The organism is Xanthomonas pisi DSM 18956 (genome assembly GCF_001010415.1).
Taxonomy (GTDB): domain Bacteria; phylum Pseudomonadota; class Gammaproteobacteria; order Xanthomonadales; family Xanthomonadaceae; genus Xanthomonas; species Xanthomonas pisi.
Genome location: NZ_JPLE01000042.1, coordinates 17918 through 30781, shown reverse-complemented (window position 1 = coordinate 30781; position 12864 = coordinate 17918). Strand labels below are relative to the sequence as shown.

At 66.0% G+C, this 12864-nt stretch carries 9 protein-coding genes; 5 read left to right on the top strand and 4 right to left on the bottom strand.

Annotated elements, in window-relative coordinates:
• Both gspD and Y887_RS10870 read left to right on the top strand, forming a co-directional pair.
• On the top strand, positions 1-1777 hold a 1777-nt coding region (gspD, locus tag Y887_RS10875), incomplete at its 5' end, for a type II secretion system secretin GspD (protein WP_046964349.1).
• Complete coding sequence (locus tag Y887_RS10870; protein ID WP_046964348.1) at positions 1774-2613, top strand: glycosyltransferase family 2 protein; 840 nt, start codon at positions 1774-1776, stop codon at positions 2611-2613. The genes gspD and Y887_RS10870, both read left to right, overlap by 4 nt.
• Before the next feature lie 346 nt (positions 2614-2959).
• Here Y887_RS10870 and Y887_RS10865 read toward each other — a convergent pair whose 3' ends face one another.
• The 4 genes from Y887_RS10865 to Y887_RS10850 form a co-directional block, all read right to left on the bottom strand.
• On the bottom strand, positions 2960-3688 hold the full coding sequence (locus Y887_RS10865) for a UTRA domain-containing protein (protein WP_046964352.1): 729 nt from the start codon (positions 3686-3688) through the stop codon (positions 2960-2962).
• A 105-nt stretch (positions 3689-3793) separates the two neighbouring features.
• Positions 3794-4369, bottom strand: a complete 576-nt coding sequence (gene pnuC / locus Y887_RS10860; protein ID WP_046964347.1) for a nicotinamide riboside transporter PnuC — start codon at positions 4367-4369, stop codon at positions 3794-3796.
• A gap of 810 nt (positions 4370-5179) precedes the next feature.
• Positions 5180-7351 (bottom strand): TonB-dependent receptor, encoded by a 2172-nt coding sequence (locus Y887_RS10855; protein WP_046964346.1) that lies wholly within the window; start codon positions 7349-7351, stop codon positions 5180-5182.
• Between the two features lie 45 nt (positions 7352-7396).
• Positions 7397-8554: a phosphotransferase enzyme family protein gene (locus Y887_RS10850; protein WP_046964345.1), complete on the bottom strand. Its 1158-nt coding sequence runs from the start codon at positions 8552-8554 to the stop codon at positions 7397-7399.
• 355 nt (positions 8555-8909) lie between these two features.
• Here Y887_RS10850 and Y887_RS10845 point away from each other — a divergent pair, with 355 nt between their 5' ends.
• The 3 genes from Y887_RS10845 to Y887_RS10835 all read left to right on the top strand — a co-directional run bounded on the left by Y887_RS10845 (position 8910) and on the right by Y887_RS10835 (position 12822).
• Positions 8910-9749 carry a glycosyltransferase family 2 protein gene (locus Y887_RS10845; protein ID WP_046964351.1) on the top strand — a complete coding sequence of 280 codons (840 nt, stop codon included), beginning with the start codon at positions 8910-8912 and terminating at the stop codon, positions 9747-9749.
• A 129-nt stretch (positions 9750-9878) separates the two neighbouring features.
• Positions 9879-10901 (top strand): hypothetical protein, encoded by a 1023-nt coding sequence (locus Y887_RS10840; RefSeq protein WP_084726007.1) that lies wholly within the window; start codon positions 9879-9881, stop codon positions 10899-10901.
• Positions 10902-10914: 13 nt separating this feature from the next.
• On the top strand, positions 10915-12822 hold the full coding sequence (locus tag Y887_RS10835; RefSeq protein WP_046964344.1) for a glycosyltransferase family 2 protein: 1908 nt from the start codon (positions 10915-10917) through the stop codon (positions 12820-12822).
• The last annotated feature ends 42 nt before the right edge of the window (positions 12823-12864 follow it).

Below are 12864 nucleotides of genomic sequence, written 5' to 3'. Positions count from 1 at the left end.
GCCCAGCACCGCATCGCCGTCGGCCGCGCGCGGTTTCGAAGTGCGCGTGGTGCCGTTGAAGTTCATTTCCGCCAGCGAAATGAAGAAGGTGCTCGAGCCCTATGCGCGTCCGAACGCCATCGTCGGCACCGACCCGGCGCGCAACGTGATCACCCTGGGCGGCACCCGCGCCGAGCTGGAAAACTACCTGCGCACCGTGCAGATCTTCGACGTGGACTGGCTGTCGGGCATGTCGGTGGGCGTGTTCCCGATCCAGTCCGGCAAGGCCGAAAAGGTCAGTGCCGATCTGGAGAAGGTGTTTGGCGAACAGAGCAAGACGCCCAGCGCCGGCATGTTCCGTTTCATGCCGCTGGAAAACGCCAACGCGGTGCTGGTGATCACCCCGCAGCCGCGCTACCTGGACCAGATCCAGCAGTGGCTGGACCGCATCGACAGCGCCGGCGGCGGCGTGCGGCTGTTCTCGTACGAACTCAAATACATCAAGGCCAAGGATCTCGCCGATCGGTTGTCGGAAGTGTTCGGCGGGCGCAGCGGTGGCAGCGAGTCCAACGCTTCGCTGGCGCCTGGCTCGGAAACCAGCGTGCTTGGCGGGGCACTGGGTAATCGCGACAGCAGCATGGGCGGCAGCTCGGGCATGACCGGCGGCAGCGTCGGCGAAAGTGGGGGCAGCAGCGGCACGGTGGGCGGTGAGTTCGGCAGCAGCGGCACCGGTGGCAGCAGTGGCGGCGGGCTCGGCAACGGCAGCCTGCAGTTGTCGCCGCGCAGCAACGGCAATGGTGCGGTAACCCTGGAAGTGCAAGGCGACAAGGTCGGCGTATCGGCAGTAGCCGAAACCAACACCTTGCTGGTGCGTTCCACTCCGCAGGCATGGACGTCCATCCGCGACGTCATCGAAAAGCTCGACGTGATGCCGATGCAGGTGCATATCGAAGCGCAGGTGGCCGAGGTGAATTTGACCGGTGACCTGAGCTACGGCGTCAATTGGTATTTCGAAAATGCGGTGAATGCGGCCCCCGATTCAATCGCCAATGGGTTTGGCGGCGCGGGCCTTCCCAGTGCGGCGGGGCGTAACATCTGGGGTGACATCGCCGGTCGAGTAACAGATGGCGGCGTTGCGTGGACGTTTTTGGGCAAGAATGCCGCCGCTGTCATCACTGCTCTCGACAGGGTCACCAACGTCCGATTGTTGCAGACCCCGTCGGTCTTCGTTCGCAATAATGCCGAAGCCACCCTCAATGTCGGCTCACGCATCCCGATCAATTCGACTTCGATTAACACCGGGCTGGGCAGCGACAGCAGCTTCTCGTCGGTGCAGTACATCGATACCGGCGTGATCCTCAAAGTGCGTCCACGCGTCACCAAGGACGGCATGGTGTTCCTGGACATCGTGCAGGAAATCAGCACCCCGGGCTCGCGCCCGGCGGCATGTACGGCAGCCACCACCACTACTGTCAATAGCGCGGCTTGTAACGTGGATATCAATACACGTCGCGTCAAGACAGAAGCCGCGGTACAAAGTGGCGACACCATGATGCTGGCTGGTCTGATCGACGACAGCACAACCGATACCAGCGATGGTGTGCCGTTCCTGAGCAAGTTGCCCGTGGTCGGTGCGTTATTCGGAACCAAAGGCAAGAACAACACCCGCCGCGAAGTCATCGTGCTGATCACCCCGTCGATCGTGCGCAACCCGCAGGAAGCGCGCAATCTCACCGACGAGTACGGGCAGAAGTTCAAGGCCATGGAGCCGCTGAAACCCAGCCAGAAGCCGCAATGAGTGCGGCACTGCCCGTCGTGCTGGTGCCGGTCGGCACCGACGACGAGGCGCTGGATGCGTGCCTGGGTGCATTGGATGCGGCCACGCCCGCCGGTACGCGGGTGTGGCTGGCCGACGATGCGCAGGCCGGCCCCCGCGGCCGCGCCGTCATCGAACACTGGCTGGCGCGCACGCAGCTTCAGGCGCATAACACCCGTCGCCAGCGCATGCTCGGCGAGGTGGCGCACCTGGATGAAATGCTCAGCGCCTGCGGCGATGCCGACGTGGTGGTGCTGGGGGTGGATGCCTGCCCGTTGCCCGGTTGGTTGCGTCAACTCGCTGCGTGTTTTGCGCGCGACGCGGCGATTGCCACGGCCACGCCCTGGAGCAATGTGGGCGAAGCCTGCAGCTGGCCGCGGCTGGGCGAACTGAACCCGTTGCCGGACGCACCGGAGCGGCTGGCCGCTGCCTGTGCGGCCATGCCGCCGCTGCATCCGGAGTTGCCATCGGCGGTCGGACATGCGGTGTTGTTGCGTGGCGCCGCACGGCGCAAGGCCGGCGGTCTGGATGCCAGCAGTTATGGCTCCTGGTATGCCGCGCTGGTGGACCTCAGTCTGCGCATGGGCGGGCTGGGATGGCGCAATGTGTTGTGCGATACCGCCTTCGTCGCCTCGCCGCACGAAGGCCGCCCGGCCGATGGCGACATGGATGCGCTGGCCACCCGCTGGCCGGCCTGGCACGCGCGGCTGGCCAGTTTCCTGATGCACGACCCGCTGCGTGCGCAACGCGACCAACTGGCCCAGCTGCTCACCGACCTGCCGCCGCCGGACCCGCAACGCATGCTGTTCGACGCGTAGCAATGGCACGGCCAAGCCTGCCCGCTGCGCCGGGCGGCAGTAGCGACGGAATGATTGAAGAGCGACGCACAGCAACGGCTGCGCAGTTGCCAGGCAGGCGCAGCGCAGTTGCCGCTCAATGCGTCATGCACGTTTTTGAGTGTGCATGACGCATCCACGTCAGCCGTTCGCGATGTGCCGTCCCCCCGCGTTGAGGCCGCAACGATGCCCGACATACGCAACGCAGAGCGCGCTGCGGAATGCGCATCATCGATTCCCGATTCCCGATTCCCGATTCCCGAATCCCGATTCCCGAATCCCGAATCCCGAATCCCGAATCCCGAATCCCGAATCCCGAATCCCGGCCCTAAAGCGCATCCCGCGTCGGCGCATCGGTGCGTACCACCACGTCCAGTGCATCGTGGCGCCAGGATTCGATATCCAGCTCCACCGCGCGACCGTCTTCGGCGAAGCTGATCCGCCGCAGGCGGAAACACGGCGTGCCGGTGGTGGACTGCAGCAGCAGGGCTTGCGTGGCATCCAGGCCGGCCGGATGCATCGACAGCTGCGCGCGGCTCAGGAACAGCCCCAGCTTCTGGTTGAACACGCTCGACAGCGATCCGGCCAGATCGTGTTCGAGCAGGCCCGGCGCCCACGCGGCCAGCACCACATTGGTTTCCAGCAGCACGGCGCGGCGGTCGATCCAGCGCCGACGCTGCAGCACGAAGACGTCCTCGTAGGGCGTGTCCAGGCGCAATGCGGCCGCAAACGCAGCGCCTGCGGGCTGGCGGGTCGCGCTCAACAGTTCGGTGCGCGGTTTGCGCCCTTGCGCGGCCACGTACTGCATGAAGCCGGCGATGCTGGTGGGGTCGTAGCGCACGCGTGGCGCGCTGACGAACCAGCCACGGCGGTTCTCGCGGTAGATGCGGCCTTCGGCTTCGAGATGCTGCAAGGCTTCGCGCAGGGTGATGCGGGTGCAGTCGAAGCGCTCGGCAAGCGCGCGCTCCACCGGCAGGCGCTGGTCCGGGCCCCATTCGCCGGCGGCGATCTGCGCGGCGATGATGTCGGTGATGGCGTGTTGGCGCGAGGCGGTCATGCGGCGCACCGCCAATCGGAGATACGGACCATCGGCAAGGCAATGAGATGAAGATCGTGCATGCCGCGATGGTAAAGAAGAACGCGCACGCAAACCGCGCCGGGCTCAGCGTGCCGCCGTCGGGTTCCGGTTCTGTTGGGTTTTCCAGCTGTGCCAGCCGTAGACCGCCAACGCCACGAAGCCCGCGTAGAGCAGGGCAGTGGGATACAGCGCCTTGCTGACGAACACGCCGACGTAGATGCAGTCGAGCACGATCCACAGCACCCAGTTGGCGATGCGCTTGCGCGCGGCCCACACGCTGGCGACCAGGCTGAAGCTCGCCAATGCCGCGTCCAGCCAGGGCAGTGCGGCATCGGTGCGGTGATGCATGTAGGCGCCGAGCGCGGCAGCGAACGCCGCGCCGATGCACAGCGACAGCCACAGTTCCGCAGCCGGCATCGGCAGCGGGCGAATCCGCGTGTCTGCAGCGGTGCCGCGTTGCCAGTGCCACCATCCGTAGAGCTGGGTCAGCACGTAGACCCCTTGCAGCAGCATGTCCGAGTACAGCTTCCACTGATAGAACAGCCATGCGTACAACGCCACCGCCACGATGCCCACCGGCCAGCACCAGCGGATGCGCCGCGCGGTCAGCCACACGCCCAGCAGGTTGATCACAACGGCGATGGATTCGAGCAACGACATGCAATGCCTGATGGAAAGTGGATAGCGGTGGGAAGAGTGCAACCCGTGCAAAACAGTGATGCGGTCGGAAGTGGATGCTGCGCGATGCCCCGAATCGGCGTGCGATGCAGGCGCGACAGCGCCCTCACCGCTGAGCGCCTGCCTTAAGTCCTTGCCTTAAGCTGATGCCTGCTGCCCTCAGCCTGCTGCCTTTGGCCAGTGCCTGAAACACGCACAAGCACCGGTGACTCGCTGCGACATCCTTCCCCCGCCCGCGGGGGAAGGTGCCCGAAGGGCGGATGGGGGCAGCAGCAGGCCTCAAAAATCCACCTGCACCGTCAACCGCGCCGTGCGCGGCGCACCCGAAGCACCGGTGACTCGCTTCAACATCCTTCCCCCGCCTGCGGGGGAAGGTGCCCGAAGGGCGGATGGGGGCAGCAGCAGACCTCAAGAATCCACCTGCACCGTCAACCGCGCCGTACGCGGCAAACCCGAAGCACAGGTGACTCGCTTCGACATCCTTCCCCCGCCCGCGGGGGAGGGTGCCCGAAGGGCGGATGGGGGCAGCAGCAGGCCTCAAAAATCCACCTGCACGGTCAACCGCGCCGTGCGCGGCGCACCCGAAGCACAGGTGACTCGCTGCGACATCCTTCCCCCGCCTGCGGGGGAAGGTGCCCGAAGGGCGGATGGGGGCAGCAGGCCTCAAAAATCCACCTGCACCGTCAACCGCGCCGTGCGCGGCGAACCCGAAGCACAGGTGACTCGCTTCAACATCCTTCCCCCGCCCGCGGGGGAAGGTGCCCGAAGGGCGGATGGGGGCAGCAGCAGGCCTCAAAAATCCACCTGCACCGTCAACCGCGCCGTGCGTGGCGCACCCGGAAACAGATAGGCATCGCCCTGGTATTCGCCGGAATCGCGCCAGTAGCGGTTGTCGAACACGTTGTCCACGTTCAAACGCCAGGTGGTCGCCAGGCCGCCCAGCGCAGTGGCGTAACGCGCACCCAGGTTGGCCACGGTGTAGGCCGGCACGCTGGCATTGCCGAGCCGGTCGGCGAACTTGCGGCCGCTGTACTGCACGCCTGCCAGCAGCGCCAGGCCATCGACACCGGGAACGCTGTAGTCGGCCTGCACGCTAGCACGCAGCTTGGGCACATTGATCGCCTGATGGCCTTCGTAGGCGGCAATGGCGGTGTCCTCAGCACGCGCGCGGATGGCGGCGACGCTGGCGAACACGCGCAATTGGTCGGTGGCCGCACCGTCGGCAGACAGTTCCAGCCCGCGGTTGTGCAGGCGGCCCTGCTGCACGAACAGCAGGCCGCCATCGGCCTGCGGCTGGGTGAACTGGTACGCCTGCCGGATATCGAACAGCGCCGCGCCCAGACGCAGGCCATCCAGCTCGAACTTGGCGCCGGTTTCCAGCTGGTAGGCATTGGTCGGCGGCAGGATTTCATCGGCGTTGTCGGCAAACCAGGGCGCCGTGCCACCGGCGGCAAGGCTCTTGGCGTAGCTGGCATACAGCGACATGTTTTGCTGCGGCTTGAACAGCAGCGCGGCCTGCGGCAGCACCGCATCCTTGCGGGTGCGCCGTTCCAGCAGGCCATCGCGGTCGAAGGCGCGCTCGTCCAGGCGCACCGCGCGTGCACCCAGCGCCAGTTCCCACTGTGCGCCCACGCCGATGCGGTCGGCCAGCACCAACGCGCGTTGACGGCTATCCAGGCGGCGTTGCTTGGGGTCCAGCGCCACATCGGTCTGCACGAACACGTCCGGGTCGCGGTCGATGCTGCCGCTGCCGACGAACTCGTTGACCGAGCCGAAACGATCGATGGTGCGGCGCAGCCAGTCGCCGCCGATGCTCAGGTGATGCTCCAGCGCGCCGGTGACCGCATGGCCTTCGAGGGTGGCGCGCAGTTGGTCGTGCACGCGGGTGTCGTCGGGGCTGCGATAGTCGTAGACGTCGTACTCGCCTTGCGCGCTGAAGAAGTTGGGCGTGGCGATGTCGGCGCAACTTGCTGCGCCATAACAGCCCCAGGCGAATGCGGAAAAATCGTTGATCGCCGAGCGGCTGCGCGAGGCCTCGGCAGTGGCGCGCCAGTCGTCGTTGAACTGATACGCATAGCGCAGCTGCGCGTTGAGCGAGTCCATTTCCACCGGTCGTGCCCACGGCTGGTAACCGAGCAGGCGGTGCACATCGATGTCGCGCGGCACCTGCGTGCCACCGACCAATTGGTAGCCGGGCACCGAGCGTTGCTGGCGATGCTGGTATTCCACGTCCAGCTGCAGCAGCGATTGCGGGCTGATCTTCCAGTCGCCGGCCAGCGACAGGAAATTGCGGTAGCCATCGGCGTGATCGACATAGCTGTCGATGTCTTCGCGCGCGGCATTCACCCGCAGGCCCAGCGTGCGCTCGGCGCCGAACCAGTCGCCCAGATCGGCGGCGACGTAGCGCGAGCCCTGCTCGTCGGTGCCCAGGGTCACGCTGCGCACATGCTCGGGACGTTTGGTGCGGTAGTCGATCAACCCGGCCGGCTCGTTGACGCCCGACTGCAGCCCGGCCAGGCCCTTGAGGATCTGCACCTGCTGCTTGTTTTCCAGCGCAATCGACTGCTCGCCGACCGCGCTCAGCCCGTTGATGCGATAGCTGTTGGCGGCATTGAGCGAATAGCCGCGCACCACGAAGTTTTCGTAGTAGCCGATCGGCGCATACGCATCGCCGGCGGAGGCATCGGCGCGCAGCACCTCGCTGAGCACGCGCGCCTGGCGATCGAGCAGTTGCTGGCGCTCGATCACTGCGATGGAGGCCGGTGCATCGAGCAGTGGCGTGGCGCCGAAGCCGCCCAGCGCCGTGTTGCTATCGCTGCGCTCGCCCAGCACGTTGACCGTGTCCAGCTGCACCGCGGACGCGCCGGGTTGCTGCTGTTGCGCCAACGCAGGCATGGCCAGGCCCAGCGCCAGGGCGAGCGTCAGCGGGCGACGGGGAAGTGCAACTAGCGACAGACGGGACATGCACGGAACTCGCAAAGGGGGAAAGGAAACAAACGGGGTTTCCGCTCATCGCAGCAGCGCTGCGCGCGCATGCAGATGCGCAAGCAGCGCTTGACCATCGGCACTGGCGAACCAGTCCGCGTGGCCCAGCAGATACCGGTGATAGGCGATATCCACGTTGTCGGGCGAACGCGTGATGCCGGCGAAGTACTCGATCTCGCTCAAGGCGAAATCTGCATGCACGATCGGCAACAGCGCGGCCAGGCAGCGCAGCTGTCCGGCACTGAGGGGGCGATGCAGCGCATAGCCATCCAGTAAGGCATCGAGTTGTTGCAGCTGCGCCTGCGCACGCGCGCCGGTATCCAGCTGCAGCCACGGGATCAGGTTGCGTTCGATGGCGGTGGCCAGATCGAACAAGGCGCTGCTGCGATCGCTCAATCCGAAATCGAAGATCGCGCAGACCTCGCCGGCGCCGTGGTCGGTGTTCCACAGCAGATTGGACGCATGCCAGTCGCCATGCGTCCATAGCGGTGGCATCGCATCCGGTGCAGACAGCAGCGGCCAGGCACGCGCATGCCAGGGCAGCAGGTGCGTGGCCAGATCGTGCTGCCAGGGCAGCGCTTGCAACGCTGCGGCCAGATGCGGCCGCGCGGGCAAGGCGCGCTGCAGCGCCTGCACCGGGTCGCGCTGCGTAAACAGCCGCAGGTTGGCGACCAGGACATTGGTGGAGCGCGGCGGCGCATCGAACCCCTGTGCGGCGTGGTGCAACTGCGCGAGCGCAGCCCCTGCGGCCTGCGCATGCGCGAGGTGGCTAAACGGCGTCCACGACAATGCATCGCGATACAGGTCGCGCCCGGCCCCGACGCGTTGCACTTCATAGACCCATTCGTCCTGCGCGAGAGCCGTCTGACCGTCAGCCGTGTACAGCACCTCCACCACCGGCGCGCCGGCCCAGCGCAGGTGCGCCATGAAGCGATGTTCTTCGCGCAAGGCGGCGACGCTGCGCACGCTGCGGTGGTGGCGCTTGACGATCACCGCGCCGGACGCGGTCTGCGCGCAGGCGGCAGCGGAGAACGGACGTGCGCTGTGCCAATGCACGCCCTGGTCGGCACCAAGCCCGGAGAACCGCTGCAGCACCTGGCGGATTTCATCCGCGCGCAGTGCCGGCCAGTCGGGCAGGGCCAGCTCCAGGCTCATGCCATGCACCTGATGGGTCGCACTCATGGGCGCGCACTCCGCCGCCATGCCGGCGAAAGGGTGAGTGGTATAGACCAACTGCGCCAGCCCGATCCGACCTGTCCGGCACGCGGGCCGGCGACAACACGGACGGCGCTGCCTGGCCGTCGTTGTCGCGCTGGCGCCATCAGGCGTTCGCGCGACATGGAGTGGAAGGGCAGCGCGAAACCGAAAGGTCGCTGGCCGTCATCTCAACAATCAAGTGTGGGAGTGCCGCAGGCGGCGCCGAACCAGGCCGCGTGGCGGCCGTCGGGCGCGCAGTATGCCCGGTGCCGCCGCCGGCCGCCATGCCGGCCTGCGGCCGCGATGGCGCTGCGCGCTCCCGGCACCGGATAATGGCCGGATGACTCCAGTTCAGATCGCCGCCGTCGTTGTCACCTACCAGAGCAGCAGTACCATCGATGCCTGCCTGTCGCGGCTACGTGCGGCCGACGGCGTCAGCGAGATCCGGGTGGTCGACAACGCATCCAGCGACGACACCCTGGACGTGGTGCAGCGGCATGCGCTGGCCGATGCGCGGGTGCACTTCATCGCCAACCCGGACAATCCAGGCTTTGCCACGGCCTGCAATCAGGGCGCGCGCGACTCGCAGGCGCCGTGGCTGGTCTTCATCAACCCGGATCTGATGGTCGACGCCGACACCCTGGTGCAGTTGTGCGCGCGCGCCGACGGGCATGCGGCGGTGCTGCTGGGGGTGGAGCAGGTGGACGAGCAGGGGCGGCCGGATGCGGCCGTGCGCCGCCGCGACCCGGACTTTGCTGCGATGCTTAGCGCCCCGCGTGCCGCTGCCCAGCTCGCGGTGCCGGCCAACCCGGCGCTTGCCCTGCAGCCGGTGGATGCGATCTCCGGCGCCTTGATGCTGATGCAGCGCAGCCTGTTCGATCGCCTGGACGGTTGGGACGGCCATTACCGCCTGCACGCCGAGGACCTGGACCTGTGCCGGCGCGCCCGCAAGGCCGGCGCGCTGGTCGCGGTGGCCAACGATCTGCAGGTGGTGCATGTGCGCGGCGTGTCCAGTCGCTCGCGGCCGTTCTTTGTGGAATGGCATAAACATCGCGGATTGTGGCGGTATTTCCGCAAATTCGAGGCCGCTCAGCGCGGGATCTTGACCCGGTTCGGCGTGTGGCTGGCGATCTGGACCCATGCCGCCGTCCAGGTGCCGCGATTGTTGCGTCAGAAATGAAATGCGGGCGTTAAATTAGTGATAAATCCGTGATGGGGAAGCGGGCGAAACTGTGATACGTTGCGCCGCGAAGTGTGATCCAGCCCGTGCTTCCTGTCCCTAACGGGTCCCCCATCAGGAATCGTACAAATGTCCTTACAGAACGACCCGCGCTCGCGGGTACGTCAGTCGTGTCTTACCTCCGGGCAGTCCAGCCCGGTTGCTACAGCTTCCACTCCTGGCCGTAACGCCCGCCGCCTGTCGGTGGCCGCGATGTCGGTACTCGCCCTGGGTTGCGCGCTGGCCGCGTTGCCGGGTAGCGCCATCGCCGGTGCCTGGACCCAGCCGCAGGGCGACACCTTGGTGATCGTCAAGGCGCTGCATAGCGATGGCACCGGTTGGTTCGACGATGCGCACCATCGTGGCGATTTCGCCAACAACGGACGCAGCCGTCAGGACCAGCTCAACGTGTATGTCGAGCATGGCCTCAATGACAGATTGAGCGTTATCGGCAATTTCTATTTCACCGAAGTCGGCTTCAATAACGATGAGCTGATCAATGACGCGCCTGGACGCGCCCGTCGCAGCACGACCGGCTTTGCCGACCAGGAAGTCGGGCTGCGTTACGCCTTGCCGAGTGCTGCCGACGATATCTGGCGGAGTTCGGTGCAGGCGTTGGTCAGCATTCCGGCCTATGGCCGCAGCAAGACCTATCATCCGAACAACCCTGGACGCGATCCGGCACTTGGTCTGGGCGATTACGGACTTGAGCTGCGTTACAGCCGCGGCCGCGGTTACACGCTGGGCGGGCGCAATGGCTACGTCGATCTGGGCGGCGCGGTGCGCCTGCGCGGCAGTGCTGCCTCCGACGAAGTGCGGGTGGACGCGTCCACTGGTCTGAGCCTGACCCCGAGCTGGTTGCTGCTGGGCGAACTCAACGTGATCCAGGGACTGGGGAATGGGCGTAACGACGCGTTCGTGGTCAGCTCCAGGCCCGGCGATACCGGCTTCGTCGCCACCGGCACCAACTACGACCTCACCAAGCTGCAGTTGTCCACGCTGTACACCGCGCCGGGCGGCAGCCAGTGGCAGGTGGGCTACCAACAGCCGGTGATGGGCCGCAATACCGGCGCCGCAGGCGGGCCCTTCGTGGCCGCCTGGTGGCGTTTCTGAGGACGCCACGACAATGACGGTCACCTGCGAAATGGATGCGCTGGGACGGGCGCCGGACATCGGCCGCGAACGCGGTCTGTTGGGTCGCGCGCTGGTCACGGCAGGCGTCATCACCGACGAACAATTGCGCTCGGCGCTGGCGCTGCAGCAGCGCTGGAACTCGCGTCTGGGCGATGTGATCCTGGCCCAGCGCGGCGTGCCGGCGCAGCGCTTCTACGCCATCGTCGCCGCGCACTTCGGGCTGGAGTTCATCGATCTGGTGCAACAGCCACCGGACGCCGAGCTGCTTGCCGCCGCCGATCTGGACAGCTATGCGCAGCGTCTGCTGCTGCCGTGGCGTCGCGAGGACGGGGTGCTGGTGCTGGCCGTGGCCGATCCCGACCCGGCAGTGTTCGCCTGGGCGCGCGCGCACTATGGCGAGGACGTGCGCTTCGTCGGCACCGCCAAGTTCGACATCATCTGGAGCCTGCAGCGCTACGCCGACGAGCAGCTCACCGACAACGCCTTGAACCTGCTCGCCTCGCACGCACCGACCTACTCGGCGCGCCAGGTGGTCACGCGCGGGCAGAAGTTCACGCTGTGGGCGATCGCGGCGGTGTTGCTGATCGCGATGGTGCTGTTCCCGGTGCCTACGCTGATCGCCATCAACGTGCTGGTGGCGTTCGGCTTCCTGGCGACGTTCGGCTTGAAGCTGTTGCTGGTGTGGTTCGGCTCGCGCCACCGCATCGACATCAAGGTCACCGAAGACGAAGTGGCCGCGCTGCGCGACGACGACCTGCCGGTCTACACCGTGCTGGTGCCGATGTACAAGGAACCGGAGGTGTTGCCGATCCTGGCCAACGCGCTGCGCAAGCTCGATTACCCGATCAGCAAGCTCGACGTGAAGCTGGTGCTGGAAGCCGACGACTTCGACACCATCGAAGCGGCCAAGAAACTCGGCCTGGAAGCGTTCTTCGAAATCATCCGGGTGCCGCCATCGCAGCCCAAGACCAAGCCCAAGGCCTGCAACTACGCGCTGCACTTTGCGCGTGGCGAACTACTCACCATCTACGACGCCGAAGACAAACCCGAGCCGGATCAGCTCAAGCGCGTGGTGGCGGCGTTCCGCAAGGCAGAAAAGGATGTGGTGTGCATCCAGGCGCGGCTGAACTACTACAACGCCGACGAAAACTGGCTGACGCGGATGTTCACGCTGGAGTACACGCTCTGGTTCGACTTCTACCTGCCGGCGCTGGAATACCTGCGCATCCCGATTCCGCTGGGCGGCACCTCCAATCACTTCCGTCTGGATGTGTTGCGCCAGGTGCGCGCATGGGACCCGTACAACGTCACCGAAGACGCCGATCTGGGCGTGCGGCTGATCCAGAATGGCTACCGCGTCAACGTGGTCAATTCCACCACGTTCGAAGAAGCCAACGTCAGCATTCCCAACTGGATCCGGCAGCGTTCGCGCTGGCTCAAGGGCTACATGCAGACCTGGCTGGTGCACATGCGCGACCCGGTGCATCTGTATCGCAGCACCGGGTTCAAGGGATTCTGGGGGTTCCAGTTCTTTATCGGCGGCAATTTCTTCATCGCACTGGGTGTGCCGGTGATGTGGACGTTGTGCCTGGTCAGCGTGCTGAGCGGCGCACGTGTGTTCGATGCGATCTTCCCGCCGTGGCTGGCCGCGATCTCGATGGTCAATCTGCTGCTGGCCAATGCGTTCTTCATCTACATCACGCTGGTGGCCGCGTTCAAGCGCGACTATTTCAAGCTGGCGCCGTACGCGTTGACGGTGCCGTTTTACTGGGCGTTGCAATCGATCGCCGCCTTCAAGGGTCTATGGCAGTTGATCCGCAATCCGTTCTATTGGGAGAAGACCACGCATGGCATCAGCAAGCATTCGGAAAACGAACGCCGCGCCGCACTCGAAGAGTGAGCCGGTAGCGCGTCGCGACAGTGGCTTGCCGGCGTTTCTGGT